The following is a 15,326-nucleotide window of genomic DNA, read 5'->3' as shown; positions in this document are numbered from 1 at the left end:
CCCGGCACGAGGCCGGGGTTTGTGATGTTCCCTTTACAACCTTATACCAGCGCAGCGATGGCCGCGTTGAGGGTTGTGCTTGGGCGCATGGCCTTGCTGATCAGCTCGGCATTGGCGTGGTAGTAACCGCCGATGTCCACTGGCTTGCCTTGAACGGCGTTGAGCTCGGCAACGATGGTCGCCTCGTTCTCGGTCAGGGTCTTGGCCAGGGTCGCGAACTGCGCTTGCAGTGCAGCGTCTTCGGTCTGGGCGGCCAGGGCTTGTGCCCAGTACATTGCCAGGTAGAAGTGGCTGCCGCGGTTGTCGATGTTGCCGACTTTGCGCGATGGCGACTTGTTGTTGTCCAGGAACTGGCCAGTGGCCTGGTCCAGAGTCTTGGACAGAACCAGCGCTTTCGGGTTGTTGTAGTTCACACCCAGGTGCTCGAGAGACGCGGCCAGGGCCAGGAATTCACCCAGCGAATCCCAGCGCAGGAAGTTCTCTTCGACCAGTTGCTGCACATGCTTCGGAGCCGAACCGCCAGCGCCGGTTTCGAACAGGCCACCGCCGTTCATCAGCGGCACGATCGACAGCATCTTGGCGCTGGTGCCCAGTTCCATGATCGGGAACAGGTCGGTCAGGTAGTCGCGCAGTACGTTGCCGGTCACCGAAATGGTGTCCTTGCCGTCACGGGTGCGCTGCAGGGTGTACTTCATGGCGTCGACCGGCGCCATGATCTGGATGTCCAGACCGGCGGTGTCGTGATTCTTCAGGTAAGCCTGAACCTTCTCGATCACCACGCCATCGTGGGCGCGCATCGGGTCCAGCCAGAAAATGGCCGGGGTGCTGCTTGCGCGAGCACGGTTGACGGCCAGTTTGACCCAGTCCTGGATCGGCGCGTCTTTGGTCTGGCACATGCGGAAGATGTCGCCGGCTTCAACAGCCTGTTCCATCAGCAGGGTGCCTTTGCTGTCGGTCACTCGAACCACGCCATCGGCCTTGATCTGGAAGGTCTTGTCGTGGGAACCGTACTCTTCGGCCTTTTTAGCCATCAGGCCAACGTTTGGCACGCTGCCCATGGTGGTCGGATCGAAAGCGCCATTGGCTTTGCAATCTTCGATCACGGCCTGGTAGATGGTGGCGTAGCAACGATCCGGGATCACGGCCTTGGTGTCGTGCAGCTGGCCGTCGGTGCCCCACATTTTGCCGGAGTCACGGATCATGGCCGGCATCGAGGCGTCGACGATAACGTCGCTCGGCACGTGCAGGTTGGTGATGCCTTTGTCGGAGTTGACCATCGCCAGTGACGGACGAACGGCGTAGACCGCTTGAATGTCAGCTTCGATCTGAGCTTGTTGCTCGGCCGGCAGGGCTTTGATGCGGGCGTACAGGTCGCCGATGCCGTTGTTCAGGTTGAAACCGATCTCGGCCAGCACGTCGGCGTGCTTGGTCAGGGCGTCTTTGTAGAACTCGGCAACGATCTGGCCGAACATGATCGGGTCGGAGACCTTCATCATGGTGGCTTTCAGGTGAACCGACAGCAGCACGCCTTGTTGCTTGGCGCTGTCGATTTCAGCGGCGATGAACGCGCGCAGGGCCTTTTTGCTCATTACGGAGCAGTCGAGGATCTCGCCCGCCTGAACGGTGGTTTTTTCTTTCAGGACGGTCGCGGTGCCGTCTTTGGCGATCAGTTCGATCTTCACGGCGTCAGCGGCGTCGATCAGGGCGGCTTTTTCGCTGCCGTAGAAATCGCCGGTGCTCATGTGAGCGACGTGGGACTTGGAGTCTTTGGCCCAGGCGCCCATTTTGTGCGGGTGCTTGCGCGCGTAGTTCTTGACCGACAGCGGAGCACGACGGTCGGAGTTGCCTTCACGCAGAACCGGGTTCACGGCGCTGCCCTTGACCTTGTCGTAACGTGCCTTGGTGTCTTTGTCGGCGTCGCTGGTCACGGTTTCCGGGTAGTCCGGCAGGTTGTAGCCCTGGGCTTGCAGCTCTTTGATCGCGGCTTGCAGTTGCGGAGCCGAGGCGCTGATGTTCGGCAGCTTGATGATGTTGGCTTCAGGCGTAACGGCCAGGTCGCCCAGTTCGGCGAGGTGGTCGGCTACGGCTTTGTCGCCCAGTTGCTCGGGGAAGCTGGCCAGAATACGTGCTGCAAGAGAGATATCGCGGGTTTCCACGGCGATATCGGCCGAGGCGGTGTAAGCCTCGATGATCGGCAGCAGGGAATAGGTGGCGAGGGCTGGAGCTTCGTCGGTGAAGGTATAGATGATCTTCGAGCGGGTGGGCATATTCGGATTAACTCTCTCTTCTTTGCTAAAGCGTGCGCAGAAACTCGAGGGGCGCCGGGTAAGCGCGTTCGTTCAAAGTCATCCATGAACCGAATGTCGAGATTCTTCGCGGTGATGTTGGGTGCATCAGTAGAGCGTCAAGCAGTCGGACTGCGGTAACAGTTCAACCAATCAGGCGGAAAGTCTCGTGCTAGAGAGGCCAGCCGTCGTGACCCTTTGGTCAGCGGGCGGCATTATACATAGGTAGCTGGCAATCTGCCGATGGTTCATATGCAACGATTCTCGTCCATTGGTCTAAAGGTCGCAGGCCGGGGTGGGGCGTAGAGTCGCCGTGAATGCTTGAGATTGGCGCTTTTCCCTTTGCTTTCAGGCTTGTACGAAACGAGATGTGGTCGCGCCCGGAACAGAGGGTTTGCGTGTTGATTCAACTGGGTTACGCTCGAACCAAGCCAGATGTTCAATCCAAACAATGGAGTTCAGCATGGGTTACAAGAAGATTCAGGTTCCAGCCGTCGGCGACAAAATCACCGTCAACGCAGACCATTCTCTCAATGTCCCTGATAACCCGATCATTCCCTTCATTGAAGGTGACGGCATTGGCGTCGACGTCAGCCCTGTGATGATCAAAGTGGTTGATGCTGCCGTGGCCAAGGCCTACGGGGGCAAGCGCAAGATTTCCTGGATGGAGGTTTATGCTGGCGAAAAAGCAACTCAAGTTTATGACCAGGACACCTGGCTGCCCCAGGAAACCCTGGACGCCGTTAAAGATTACGTGGTTTCCATCAAGGGCCCGCTGACCACTCCGGTCGGTGGCGGCATCCGCTCTCTCAACGTTGCCCTGCGTCAGCAGCTCGATCTCTATGTCTGCCTACGCCCTGTGGTGTGGTTCGAAGGCGTACCGAGCCCGGTGAAAAAGCCTGGCGATGTCGATATGGTGATCTTTCGCGAGAACTCCGAAGACATCTATGCCGGTATCGAATGGAAGGCTGGCTCTCCTGAAGCTACCAAGGTCATCAAGTTCCTGAAAGAAGAAATGGGCGTCACCAAGATCCGTTTTGACCAGGATTGCGGCATCGGCATCAAGCCTGTTTCGAAAGAAGGCACCAAGCGTCTGGTGCGCAAGGCCCTGCAATACGTGGTGGACAACGACCGCAAGTCGCTGACCATCGTGCACAAGGGCAACATCATGAAATTCACCGAAGGTGCCTTCAAGGACTGGGGCTACGAGGTGGCGAAGGAAGAATTCGGTGCCGAGCTGCTCGATGGCGGCCCATGGATGAAATTCAAGAACCCGAAAACCGGCCGCGAAGTCATCGTCAAGGACGCCATCGCCGACGCCATGCTCCAGCAGATCCTGCTGCGTCCGGCCGAATACGATGTGATCGCCACCCTCAACCTCAACGGTGACTACCTGTCCGACGCCCTGGCGGCGGAAGTGGGCGGTATCGGTATCGCGCCGGGTGCCAACTTGTCCGACACCGTGGCCATGTTCGAGGCGACCCACGGCACCGCGCCGAAATATGCCGGCAAGGACCAGGTCAACCCGGGTTCGGTGATCCTGTCGGCCGAGATGATGCTGCGCCACCTGGGCTGGACCGAGGCGGCTGACCTGATCATCAAGGGCACCAATGGCGCGATCAAGGCCAAGACCGTGACCTACGACTTCGAACGTCTGATGGAAGGCGCCACGCTGGTGTCTTCTTCGGGCTTCGGTGAGGCGATCATCAAACACATGTAAGAAAGACCGCTGCAACGAAACCGCCCGGCTCGAGTGATCGAGCCGGGCGGTTTGTTTTCTGGCAGGTGTTCTGGTCGCTTCAGCTGGTCACTGATTGATGCTGCGCGGCGGCCGAGACGGTATCTTTCGCAGGCTCGGCATTCTGAATTTTTGTGGCGTGCAGCCCTTTGGGGCCTTGCACGATATCGAATTTGACGATTTGCCCGGCTTTGAGGGTTTTGTACCCGTCCATCTCAATGGCGGAGTAGTGTGCAAAGAAATCGATTTCCTTGCCGTCCTCGTCCTTCCCCTCGCGGGATTCGGTATTGATGAAACCGAACCCCTTGGCATTGTTGAACCATTTCACCTTGCCGACAGCCATGCTCAAATCCCTCTGCAACAGTCTCCATCGCTGGAGTATCATCCAATTCATCCGCAGTCGAATCCGTTAAAAAGATTGACTCCGCGGATCTTTTTTACCCACTGTGGGTTCTATTGGTTGTAACACCGTTTTCCCGATAGTCAAGGTGACCGGGCAGTCGGAGTTGAAAACGTGTCAAGCCGCCCCCACCACTGTATTTGCACAACTGACGAACCTTTCTTTCCATGCATGCAATCAGCCAGATTCGACTAACATTCAATCAGGATCGCCCTGATTTACACGACGACGATTCAGCGGGTATTGCTGTTCAGGAAGCAAAGCCTGCGTTACAGGCGCCGCCGATGTACAAGGTGGTTTTGTTTAATGATGACTACACACCGATGGATTTCGTCGTCGAAGTGCTCGAGGTGTTTTTTAACCTGAATCGCGAGCTGGCGACCAAGGTCATGCTGGCCGTCCACACAGAAGGACGGGCAGTATGTGGAGTGTTTACCCGCGACATCGCCGAGACAAAGGCCATGCAGGTCAACCAGTACGCCAGGGAAAGCCAGCATCCGCTACTCTGTGAAATCGAGAAGGACGGTTAATCGCCGACCACTTGGGTATGAGGTGAAGCTATGTTAAACCGCGAGCTCGAAGTCACCCTCAATCTTGCCTTCAAGGAGGCACGTTCGAAGCGTCATGAGTTCATGACCGTCGAACACCTGCTGCTGGCCCTATTGGACAATGAGGCTGCCGCCACCGTATTGCGTGCCTGCGGCGCAAACCTCGACAAACTCAAGCACGACCTGCAGGAGTTCATCGACTCCACCACGCCGCTGATCCCCGTCCATGACGAAGATCGCGAAACCCAGCCAACCCTGGGCTTCCAGCGTGTGCTGCAACGTGCTGTCTTTCATGTGCAGAGCTCGGGCAAACGCGAAGTGACCGGCGCCAACGTGCTGGTTGCAATCTTCAGTGAGCAAGAGAGTCAGGCGGTGTTCCTGCTGAAACAGCAGAGCGTTGCACGCATTGATGTCGTCAACTATATCGCCCATGGCATTTCCAAGGTGCCGGGGCATGGCGATCACTCTGAAGGTGAACAAGATATGCAGGACGACGAGGGCGGTGAGTCTTCTTCTTCAGGCAATCCGCTGGATGCTTATGCCAGCAACCTCAACGAACTCGCACGTCAGGGCCGGATCGATCCGCTGGTCGGGCGTGAAACGGAAGTCGAGCGTGTCGCGCAGATTCTCGCGCGTCGTCGCAAGAACAATCCGCTGCTGGTGGGCGAGGCGGGCGTGGGTAAAACCGCGATTGCCGAAGGCCTGGCCAAGCGCATTGTCGACAACCAGGTGCCGGACCTGCTGGCCAACAGCGTCGTTTATTCCCTCGATCTCGGCGCCTTGCTCGCAGGCACCAAGTATCGCGGTGATTTCGAGAAGCGCTTCAAGGCGTTGCTCAACGAACTGAAAAAACGTCCGCAGGCGATCCTGTTCATCGACGAGATCCACACCATTATCGGTGCGGGTGCCGCGTCGGGTGGCGTCATGGATGCCTCGAACCTGCTCAAGCCGCTGCTGTCGTCTGGCGACATTCGCTGCATCGGCTCGACCACGTTCCAGGAATTCCGTGGCATCTTCGAGAAAGACCGTGCCCTGGCACGTCGCTTCCAGAAGGTCGATGTGGTCGAGCCATCGGTGGAAGACACCATCGGTATCCTGCGCGGCCTGAAAGGGCGTTTCGAGCAGCACCACAACATCGAATACAGCGATGAGTCGTTGCGCGCCGCTGCAGAACTGGCTTCGCGCTACATCAATGACCGGCATATGCCGGACAAGGCCATCGACGTGATCGACGAGGCGGGCGCCTATCAGCGTCTGCAACCGGTCGAGAAGCGTGTGAAACGCATCGAAGTGCCGCAGGTCGAGGACATCGTAGCGAAGATCGCGCGGATTCCGCCGAAGCACGTCACCAGTTCCGACAAGGAACTGCTGCGTAACCTCGAGCGTGACCTGAAGCTGACGGTGTTTGGTCAGGACGCGGCGATCGATTCGCTGTCGACTGCGATCAAACTGTCCCGTGCCGGCCTCAAGTCGCCGGACAAGCCGGTCGGTTCGTTCCTGTTCGCCGGGCCTACCGGTGTCGGTAAAACCGAGGCTGCGCGCCAATTGGCCAAGGCTCTTGGGATTGAACTGGTTCGCTTCGACATGTCCGAGTACATGGAGCGCCACACCGTATCGCGTCTGATCGGTGCGCCTCCGGGTTATGTCGGTTTCGACCAGGGCGGTCTGCTGACCGAAGCGATCACCAAGCAGCCGCACTGCGTATTGCTGCTCGACGAAATCGAGAAGGCGCATCCGGAAGTCTTCAACCTGCTGCTGCAGGTGATGGACCACGGCACGCTGACCGATAACAACGGGCGCAAGGCGGACTTCCGCAACGTGATCGTGATCATGACCACCAACGCCGGTGCTGAAACGGCGGCGCGTGCTTCGATCGGTTTCACCCATCAGGATCATTCGTCCGATGCGATGGAAGTGATCAAGAAGAGCTTCACGCCGGAATTCCGCAACCGTCTGGATACCATCATTCAGTTTGGTCGCCTCAGTCATGAGGTCATCAAAAGCGTGGTGGACAAGTTCCTCACCGAACTTCAGGCGCAGCTGGAAGACAAGCGTGTGCTTCTGGAAGTTACCGATGCGGCGCGCAGTTGGCTGGCGGCCGGTGGTTACGATTCGGCCATGGGCGCTCGTCCGATGGCGCGTCTGATCCAGGACAAGATCAAGCGTCCGCTGGCGGAGGAGATTCTGTTTGGCGAGCTGGCCGAGCATGGCGGTGTGGTTCACATCGACATCAAGGATGGTGAACTGACGTTTGACTTCGAGACTACGGCGGAAATGGCCTGACGGCTGTGAAGTGAAAAGGCGCCTTCGGGCGCCTTTTTGTTGTCTGTTTGTTTGGTGTGAATATCCGTTGCTGCGGTTATGGCCGCTTAGGGTTCCGCCCTTACGGCGGGTCACTTTTGGCAAACGCCCCAAAAGTAACCAAAAGGTCTATGCCCTGACGTTCGGCCCTCGCTGTGGCTCGGGTTCCTTCGCTCCGGGATTGATCCGGGGGCATCGCCTACGGTTTGCTTCGCTGCACCTCCTCTCGATGTGTTTGGCTTCGCCAAACGGTCGCTGCGCTCCCACCCCGGGATCAATCCCTCCACTCAGCCTGCCGACGGGCCTTGCGATCAACAGCTTTACTCGAGCTAACGCTCATTGTGTTGAGTGGGGCGGCTTTGCCGCTTGGGTTGCACGTGGATTAGAGCTGTGGGAGCCGGCTTGCTGAGAATGGCGGCTTGTTGGCTGACCAATTTGTTTGATTTGGGAATTGTCCGCAGGAGTTGCCGAAGCTGCGATCTTTGGCTTTGGCTTTGGCTTTGGCTTTGGCTTTGGCTTTGGCTTTGGCTTTGGCTTTGGCTTTTGATTTTTGCCCCTTCGGCAGGCCGAGCGAAGGTGTCCATCAGGGGGTAGGCGCGCAGCGCCGTGCGGCGAAGCCGCATACATCGAGAGGAGGTGCAGCGAAGCAAACCGTAGGCGATGCCCCCTGATGGACACCGTAGCGAGGGAACACTGAGCCTAAGCGAAGTGCCGTACGCCGGGGCCAAGACTTTTTGGTTACTTTTGAGGCGTTTGTCAAAAGTGACTCGCTGTAAGAGCGAAACCGCCAGCGGCAGCACCCGAAACAACGGATATACACCCAAAACTCAAGCACAAACCCAAAGCGCCAAATCCCAGACAAACAAAAACGCCCGGCATTAAGCCGGGCGTCTTGTATTGACTTGATTAGCGAGCGCGGTAAGTAATACGCCCTTTGCTCAAGTCATAGGGCGTCAGCTCGACGCGCACTTTGTCACCGGTAAGAATACGAATGTAGTTCTTGCGCATCTTGCCGGAGATATGCGCGGTTACGACGTGCCCATTTTCCAACTCCACACGAAACATGGTGTTGGGCAGGGTGTCGACGACAGTGCCTTCCATTTCGAAGCTGTCTTCTTTCGACATGCAGTAAAGCCCTCGGTGTCCAATGAATGGCCCGGTGCAACTGCGCCAGGCAAAAGCGGCGTGCATTGTGCCCGAAAAATGGGGTTTACGCCAAGGGGTTTAGGGCTTGCATTCAGTTCAGGATGACCCAGCGCTGATTAATCAGCAGTTCGATCGGTCGATATTGGGTCTTGTAGTTCATCTTTTTGCAGTTTTTGATCCAGTAACCCAGGTACACCGCTTCGAGCCCCAGTCGCTGGGCCTCGCCGATCTGCCAGAGAATGGCGTAGCGCCCGAGGCTGCGGCGCTCTTCCTCTGGTTCGTAAAAGGTGTAGACCGCCGACAGACCGTTAGGCAGCAGATCGGTGACGGCGACCGCCAGCAACCGTCCGTCGAGCCGGAACTCGTAGAAGCGTGAGAAGGGCAGGTCGCGAACCAGAAAAGTCGAGAATTGATCACGGCTCGGCGGGTACATATCGCCGTCGGCATGGCGCTGTTCGATGTAACGCTGATAAAGATCGAAATATTCTTCGCTGAAACCAGGCTTGACCGGGCGCACCTGCAAGTCGGCGTTGCGTTTGAAAATGCGCTTTTGCTGCCGATTGGGGTTGAACTGCGCCACCGGGATGCGCGCAGGCACGCAGGCATTGCAGTTCTGGCAATGCGGGCGGTACAGGTGATCGCCGCTGCGACGAAAGCCCATTTCCGACAGGTCTGCGTAGACATGCACATCCATGGGCTGGCTCGGGTCGAGAAACAGGGTCGTGGCCTGCTCCTCGGGCAGATAACTGCAAGAGTGAGGCTGAGTGGCATAAAACTTCAACCGCGCCAACTCGGTCATGATCAACCCTCGGGGGTAAGCTGGTGAATTAAGTGTAAGCCACGCGCGCAAAAGTCGCTCAGCAAACCCAGGTGGCAAGGTTGGGTTGATCGAGGTGCCGGGCCAGATATTCGGCAAATGCGGGGCGGGAGATCGCCCGGGCACCGAGGCTGTGCAGATGATCGGTAGGCATCTGGCAGTCGATCAGCACGAAACCCGAGTCTTTGAGGTGTCGCACCAGCGTGGCGAAGCCGTACTTGGAGGCGTTGTCGGCGCGACTGAACATCGACTCGCCAAAAAACAATTGCCCCATCGCCAGGCCGTAGAGTCCGCCGACCAGTTCGCCCTGTTCCCACACTTCCACCGAATGGGCGAAGCCGCGCTGGTGCAGTTCGACATAGGCGTCTTGCATGGCCTGGGTGATCCAGGTGCCATCGGCGTAATCCCGTGGTGCGGCGCAGGCACGAATGACCGCCTCGAAATCCTGATCGAAAGTCACTTGATAGCGTTGCTGGCGCAGCAGTTTGCCGAGGCTGCGCGAGACATGCAGTTCGTCGGGAAACAACACGGTGCGCGGATCCGGCGACCACCAGAGGATGGGCTGGCCTTCGGAGAACCACGGAAAGCAGCCATGGCGATAGGCCTGGATCAAACGATCGGCGGACAGGTCGCCGCCGGCCGCCAGCAATCCGTTGGGATCGCGCATGGCCTTTTCCAGTGGCGGGAAAGTCAGTGAATTGCGTTGTAACCAAGTCAGCATGGCGTCCAGGCTTGCAGAAGGGGAGGGCAGTAGGCGGTGAGGCCCGTTACAAAGTGTGCCGGTAAAAAGCGCGAATGTCCCCCCGAACCTGTTCGAAGATTGCACGGCTGCAACTTGGTCGGGTGGACGCGGTCGTAGACGGGCGTCGGGGGCGAATGTGCACGGTGTCCGGGAAGGCGTCGAGTGGGGGCATTTGGCCGTCATGAGCAATCAGAGGTAGATGCTTCGCTACGTTCATCAAATACACCTCATAAGCCTTTGTCACAAAAGACAATGCATGCTCAAATTGCGTCGCAGGTTTTGTCTGCTTGGCTATGCTTGAAGCTGGGGCTCGAAGCATGGCATCGCACGCGCAAACCCGTACAATGCCGGGCTGTTACAGAATATTCGCAGCGAGCCGTGTTTATAAAACACGGGGCGCAGTGTTAAAAGTAGTCTCAGTTGTGCCCGTCAATTTTTTTACCTGCCTGGATTGGGCAGTTTTTTATTGTCATTCAATAGATGGACGCGCCTCTGGCGCAGGAAAAGAAGCGTTTTGAAGAAATCCACCGCAGCACCAAAAACAGTCGTCCCGCTCTGGCGCCAGCAATTGCACTACCGACTCAAGGAAGGTGCATTGATCGCCATCGGTGCCTTGTGCCTGTTCCTGATGATGGCCTTGCTGACTTACGGCAAGGACGATCCGGGCTGGAGCCACAACAGCAAGATCGACGACGTGCAGAATTTCGGCGGCCCGGCGGGCTCCTACAGCGCCGACATCCTGTTCATGGTGCTGGGTTACTTCGCGTACATCTTCCCGTTGCTGCTGGCGATCAAGGCGTATCAGATCTTCCGTCAGCGCCACGAACCCTGGCAGTGGAGCGGCTGGCTGTTCTCCTGGCGCCTGATCGGCCTGGTGTTTCTGGTGCTGTCCGGCGCTGCGCTGGCGCACATTCATTTCCATGCGGCCACCGCGTTGCCGGCCGGTGCGGGTGGCGCGCTGGGTGAAAGCCTCGGTGATCTGGCCCGCAACGCCCTGAACATTCAGGGCAGCACATTGCTGTTCATCGCGCTGTTCCTGTTCGGCCTGACCGTATTCACCGACCTGTCGTGGTTCAAGGTGATGGACGTTACCGGCAAGATCACCCTCGACCTGTTCGAACTGTTCCAGGGCGCGGTCAACCGCTGGTGGTCGGCGCGGACCGAGCGCAAGCAACTGGTCGCGCAATTGCGTGAAGTCGATGACCGGGTGCACGACGTGGTCGCCCCGACAGTCACCGACAAGCGCGAGCAGGCCAAGGTCAAGGAACGTCTGATCGAGCGTGAACAGGCCCTGAGCAAGCACATGTCCGAGCGCGAGAAACAGGTTCCGCCGGTCATCGCTCCGGCCCCGGTCAAGGCGCCAGAGCCAAGCAAGCGCGTGCAGAAAGAGAAGCAGGCGCCGCTGTTCGTCGACAGCGCCGTGGAAGGCACCTTGCCACCGATCTCGATTCTCGATCCTGCGGAAAAGAAACAGCTCAACTACTCGCCCGAGTCCCTGGCGGCAGTCGGCCACTTGCTGGAGATCAAGCTCAAGGAATTCGGCGTCGAAGTCACTGTGGATTCGATCCATCCCGGCCCGGTCATTACCCGTTACGAAATCCAGCCAGCCGCTGGCGTCAAGGTCAGCCGTATCGCCAACCTGGCCAAAGACCTTGCACGTTCGCTGGCCGTGACCAGCGTGCGGGTGGTCGAGGTGATTCCGGGCAAGACCACGGTCGGTATCGAGATTCCCAACGAAGACCGCCAGATCGTGCGTTTCTCCGAAGTGCTGTCGACCCCTGAGTACGACAACTTCAAGTCGCCGGTCACCCTGGCCCTGGGCCACGACATCGGCGGCAAGCCGGTCATTACTGACCTGGCGAAGATGCCTCACTTGCTGGTGGCCGGTACGACCGGTTCCGGTAAGTCGGTGGGCGTGAACGCGATGATCCTGTCGATCCTGTTCAAGTCCGGCCCGGAAGACGCCAAGCTGATCATGATCGACCCGAAGATGTTGGAACTGTCGATCTACGAAGGCATTCCGCACTTGCTGTGCCCGGTCGTGACCGACATGAAGGACGCCGCCAACGCCCTGCGCTGGAGCGTTGCCGAGATGGAACGTCGCTACAAGCTGATGGCGAAGATGGGCGTGCGAAACCTGTCCGGCTTCAACGCCAAGGTCAAGGAAGCCCAGGACGCCGGCGAGCCGCTGAGTGATCCGCTGTACAAGCGCGAAAGCATCCACGACGAAGCTCCTCTATTGCAGAAGCTGCCGACCATCGTTGTGGTCGTGGACGAATTCGCCGACATGATGATGATCGTCGGCAAGAAGGTTGAAGAGCTGATCGCCCGTATCGCCCAGAAAGCGCGGGCGGCTGGTATTCACCTGATCCTTGCGACCCAGCGGCCGTCGGTGGACGTGATCACCGGTCTGATCAAGGCCAACATCCCGACGCGGATGGCGTTCCAGGTATCGAGCAAGATCGACTCTCGGACCATCATCGATCAGGGTGGCGCCGAACAACTGCTTGGCCACGGTGACATGCTCTACATGCCGCCGGGCACCAGCCTGCCGATCCGGGTTCACGGCGCCTTCGTGTCCGACGATGAAGTTCACCGGGTGGTGGAAGCCTGGAAGCTGCGCGGTGCGCCGGAATACAACGACGACATCCTCAACGGTGTCGAAGAGGCGGGTAGTGGTTTCGAAGGCAGCAGCGGCGGTGGTGACGGCGATGATCCGGAAGCCGACGCGCTGTACGACGAAGCCGTGCAGTTTGTACTGGAAAGCCGCCGCGCCTCCATCTCCGCTGTACAGCGCAAGCTGAAGATCGGTTACAACCGTGCCGCGCGCATGATCGAAGCCATGGAAATGGCCGGGGTCGTGACGTCCATGAACACCAACGGTTCCCGCGAAGTCCTGGCCCCTGGCCCGGTGCGCGACTGATTCGATACCCTGATTCACATGCAAAGGACGGTGCATGAAGCGCCGTCCACTTTCCCACGAGTATTCAAGAGGACTCCCATGCGTCTTATCCGCATGCTGCTGCCAGTACTGGCTCTGACCACCCTCACGGCTCACGCCGATGACAAGGATGTGGCACGCCTGACCCAATTGCTGGAAACATCCAAGACCCTGACCGCGAACTTCTCCCAGCTCACTCTCGACGGCAGCGGCACCCAGTTGCAGGAAACCACCGGCGACATGACCCTGCAGCGTCCGGGCCTGTTCTACTGGCACACCAATGCCCCCGCCGAGCAGACCATGGTGTCCGACGGCAAGAAAGTCACCCTGTGGGACCCGGATCTGGAACAGGCCACCATCAAGAAACTCGATGAGCGCCTGACCCAGACCCCGGCCCTGTTGCTGTCCGGTGACGTATCGAAGATCAGCCAGAGCTTCGATATCAGCGCCAAGGAAGCCGGTGGCGTGATCGACTTCACCCTGAAGCCGAAAACCAAGGACACCCTGTTCGACAGCCTGCGTCTGTCGTTCCGCAACGGTCTGGTCAATGACATGCAATTGATCGACAGCGTCGGCCAGCGCACCAACATCCTGTTCACCGGGGTGAAGGCCAACGAAGCGGTCCCGGCCTCGAAGTTCAAATTCGACATCCCGAAGGGTGCCGATGTGATCCAGGAATAAACACAGAGGTTTCAACGGTACGTGATGGATCTGTTTCGCAGTGCACCGATTGCCCAGCCACTGGCCGCCCGTTTGCGGGCGACCAATCTGGATGAGTACGTCGGTCAGGAACACGTGCTCGCTCGCGGCAAACCACTGCGCGAAGCGCTGGAGCAGGGTGCCCTGCATTCGATGATCTTCTGGGGCCCGCCGGGCGTGGGCAAGACCACCCTGGCGCGGCTGCTGGCGGAAGTCTCGGATGCGCACTTCGAAACGGTTTCGGCCGTATTGGCCGGGGTAAAAGAGATCCGTCAGGCGGTGGAAATCGCCAAACAGCAGGCCGGCCAATACGGCAAGCGCACGATCCTGTTTGTCGACGAAGTTCACCGCTTCAACAAGTCCCAGCAGGACGCCTTTCTACCTTACGTTGAAGACGGCACGCTGATCTTCATCGGCGCAACCACCGAAAACCCTTCCTTCGAATTGAACAACGCGTTGCTGTCGCGGGCCCGGGTCTACGTACTCAAGAGCCTCGACGAGGCGGCGTTGCGTAAACTGGTGCACCGCGCACTCACCGAAGAACGCGGCCTGGGCAAGCGCAACCTGACCCTCAGTGATGAGGGCTTCCAGATGCTGCTGTCCGCCGCCGACGGCGATGGCCGACGCTTGCTCAATCTGCTGGAGAACGCTTCGGACCTCGCTGAAGACAACAGCGAAATGGGCACTGAGCTTCTGCAAAGCCTGCTCGGCGACACGCGTCGGCGTTTCGACAAGGGCGGCGAAGCGTTCTACGACCAGATTTCCGCGCTGCACAAATCGGTGCGGGGCTCCAATCCGGACGGCGCGTTGTACTGGTTTGCGCGGATGATCGACGGTGGCTGCGATCCGCTGTATCTGGCCCGCCGCGTGGTGCGCATGGCCAGCGAAGACATTGGCAATGCCGACCCGCGCGCCCTGAGTCTGTGCCTGGCGGCGTGGGAAGTGCAGGAGCGACTTGGCAGCCCGGAAGGTGAGTTGGCAGTGGCTCAAGCTATTACGTATCTGGCTTGCGCGCCGAAAAGCAACGCGGTGTACATGGGCTTCAAGACCGCATTGCGGGCCGCTGCCGAACATGGCTCGCTGGAAGTGCCGCTGCACCTGCGCAACGCACCGACCAAGTTGATGAAACAATTGGGTTATGGCGACGAATATCGCTATGCACACGATGAACCGGACGCCTACGCGGCCGGCGAAGACTACTTTCCGGAAGAGCTCGACCCCATCCCGTTCTACCAACCGGTGCCCCGTGGCCTGGAACTGAAGATTGGCGAGAAGCTCAACCACCTCGCCAAACTCGATCGTTTAAGCCCCCGGCAGCGGAGAAAATAGTGATTCGAACGATTCTTGCGGTGTCCGTGGCGGGCATCGCTGGTACATTACTGCGTTTCGCGGCTGGCAATTGGGTCAGCGCCAATTGGCCCCGGCATTTCTATGCGGCAACGCTGGCGGTCAATCTGGTCGGCTGTCTGATCATCGGCCTGCTGTACGGACTGTTTTTGACCCGGCCGGAAGTGCCGATCGAAATCCGCGCCGGTCTGATCGTCGGTTTTGTCGGCGGTCTGACGACGTTTTCATCCTTTTCACTGGATACGCTGCGTTTGCTGGAAAGCGGACAGGCCCTGATAGCCTTCGGTTATCTGGGCATCAGCGTGTTCGGCGGCCTGCTCGCGACCTGGGCTGGCCTGACTTTGACCAAACTTTGATAACGA

General features: G+C 58.7%; 12 protein-coding genes. 7 read left to right on the top strand and 5 right to left on the bottom strand.

Annotation, left to right across the window (positions count from 1 at the left end; genetic code table 11):
* Positions 1–41: 41 nt before the first annotated feature.
* Positions 42–2,267, bottom strand: a complete 2,226-nt coding sequence (locus IF199_RS18985) for an NADP-dependent isocitrate dehydrogenase (protein WP_192558401.1) — start codon at positions 2,265–2,267, stop codon at positions 42–44.
* Between the two features lie 481 nt (positions 2,268–2,748).
* Here IF199_RS18985 and icd point away from each other — a divergent pair, with 481 nt between their 5' ends.
* On the top strand, positions 2,749–4,005 hold the full coding sequence (gene icd, locus IF199_RS18980) for an NADP-dependent isocitrate dehydrogenase (RefSeq protein WP_003223831.1): 1,257 nt from the start codon (positions 2,749–2,751) through the stop codon (positions 4,003–4,005).
* A 79-nt stretch (positions 4,006–4,084) separates the two neighbouring features.
* On the opposite strand, the gene IF199_RS18975 is transcribed toward icd, so the two are convergent.
* Entirely contained in the window at positions 4,085–4,366 is a 282-nt protein-coding gene (locus tag IF199_RS18975; protein WP_096822254.1) for a cold shock domain-containing protein, read from the bottom strand.
* A 224-nt stretch (positions 4,367–4,590) separates the two neighbouring features.
* Here IF199_RS18975 and clpS point away from each other — a divergent pair, with 224 nt between their 5' ends.
* A complete protein-coding gene (clpS, locus tag IF199_RS18970; RefSeq protein ID WP_015094394.1) occupies positions 4,591–4,953 on the top strand; it encodes an ATP-dependent Clp protease adapter ClpS in 363 nt (120 codons plus the stop codon).
* A gap of 30 nt (positions 4,954–4,983) precedes the next feature.
* The gene (clpA, locus tag IF199_RS18965; RefSeq protein WP_085732141.1) at positions 4,984–7,254 is read left to right on the top strand and encodes an ATP-dependent Clp protease ATP-binding subunit ClpA; all 2,271 of its coding nucleotides are present in this window, start codon (positions 4,984–4,986) and stop codon (positions 7,252–7,254) included.
* A 924-nt stretch (positions 7,255–8,178) separates the two neighbouring features.
* On the opposite strand, the gene infA is transcribed toward clpA, so the two are convergent.
* The 3 genes from infA to aat form a co-directional block, all read right to left on the bottom strand.
* Positions 8,179–8,397, bottom strand: coding sequence for a translation initiation factor IF-1 (infA, locus tag IF199_RS18960; protein WP_002553999.1), 219 nt, complete (start codon positions 8,395–8,397; stop codon positions 8,179–8,181).
* A gap of 112 nt (positions 8,398–8,509) precedes the next feature.
* Positions 8,510–9,217 carry an arginyltransferase gene (locus IF199_RS18955; protein ID WP_096822650.1) on the bottom strand — a complete coding sequence of 236 codons (708 nt, stop codon included), beginning with the start codon at positions 9,215–9,217 and terminating at the stop codon, positions 8,510–8,512.
* Between the two features lie 58 nt (positions 9,218–9,275).
* Entirely contained in the window at positions 9,276–9,956 is a 681-nt protein-coding gene (aat, locus tag IF199_RS18950) for a leucyl/phenylalanyl-tRNA--protein transferase (protein WP_192558400.1), read from the bottom strand.
* A 535-nt stretch (positions 9,957–10,491) separates the two neighbouring features.
* On the opposite strand from aat, the gene IF199_RS18945 reads away from it, so the two are divergent.
* From IF199_RS18945 to crcB, 4 genes are all read left to right on the top strand, one after another.
* The gene (locus tag IF199_RS18945; RefSeq protein WP_102622714.1) at positions 10,492–12,900 is read left to right on the top strand and encodes a DNA translocase FtsK; all 2,409 of its coding nucleotides are present in this window, start codon (positions 10,492–10,494) and stop codon (positions 12,898–12,900) included.
* 78 nt (positions 12,901–12,978) lie between these two features.
* On the top strand, positions 12,979–13,599 hold the full coding sequence (lolA, locus tag IF199_RS18940; protein WP_007958184.1) for an outer membrane lipoprotein periplasmic chaperone LolA: 621 nt from the start codon (positions 12,979–12,981) through the stop codon (positions 13,597–13,599).
* A 24-nt stretch (positions 13,600–13,623) separates the two neighbouring features.
* Positions 13,624–14,946, top strand: coding sequence for a replication-associated recombination protein A (locus tag IF199_RS18935; RefSeq protein ID WP_102622713.1), 1,323 nt, complete (start codon positions 13,624–13,626; stop codon positions 14,944–14,946).
* On the top strand, positions 14,946–15,320 hold the full coding sequence (crcB, locus tag IF199_RS18930; RefSeq protein WP_096822646.1) for a fluoride efflux transporter CrcB: 375 nt from the start codon (positions 14,946–14,948) through the stop codon (positions 15,318–15,320). Before IF199_RS18935 ends, crcB begins: the two co-directional genes overlap by 1 nt.
* Positions 15,321–15,326 lie beyond the last annotated feature (6 nt).

Source organism: Pseudomonas allokribbensis (assembly GCF_014863605.1).
In the GTDB taxonomy this organism is placed as follows: domain Bacteria; phylum Pseudomonadota; class Gammaproteobacteria; order Pseudomonadales; family Pseudomonadaceae; genus Aquipseudomonas; species Aquipseudomonas allokribbensis.
The sequence above is the reverse complement of the archived record's forward strand: the minus strand, read 5'-3'. Positions and strand labels throughout refer to the sequence as shown.

What these genes read in the sequence shown, in the direction of transcription:
- IF199_RS18985 (WP_192558401.1), bottom strand. Translation starts at nt 2,267, where the DNA reads ATGCCCACCCGCTCGAAGATCATCTATACCTTCACCGACGAAGCTCCA.
- icd (WP_003223831.1), top strand. Translation starts at nt 2,749, where the DNA reads ATGGGTTACAAGAAGATTCAGGTTCCAGCCGTCGGCGACAAAATCACC.
- IF199_RS18975 (WP_096822254.1), bottom strand. Translation starts at nt 4,366, where the DNA reads ATGGCTGTCGGCAAGGTGAAATGGTTCAACAATGCCAAGGGGTTCGGT.
- clpS (WP_015094394.1), top strand. Translation starts at nt 4,591, where the DNA reads ATGCATGCAATCAGCCAGATTCGACTAACATTCAATCAGGATCGCCCT.
- clpA (WP_085732141.1), top strand. Translation starts at nt 4,984, where the DNA reads ATGTTAAACCGCGAGCTCGAAGTCACCCTCAATCTTGCCTTCAAGGAG.
- infA (WP_002553999.1), bottom strand. Translation starts at nt 8,397, where the DNA reads ATGTCGAAAGAAGACAGCTTCGAAATGGAAGGCACTGTCGTCGACACC.
- IF199_RS18955 (WP_096822650.1), bottom strand. Translation starts at nt 9,217, where the DNA reads ATGACCGAGTTGGCGCGGTTGAAGTTTTATGCCACTCAGCCTCACTCT.
- aat (WP_192558400.1), bottom strand. Translation starts at nt 9,956, where the DNA reads ATGCTGACTTGGTTACAACGCAATTCACTGACTTTCCCGCCACTGGAA.
- lolA (WP_007958184.1), top strand. Translation starts at nt 12,979, where the DNA reads ATGCGTCTTATCCGCATGCTGCTGCCAGTACTGGCTCTGACCACCCTC.
- IF199_RS18935 (WP_102622713.1), top strand. Translation starts at nt 13,624, where the DNA reads ATGGATCTGTTTCGCAGTGCACCGATTGCCCAGCCACTGGCCGCCCGT.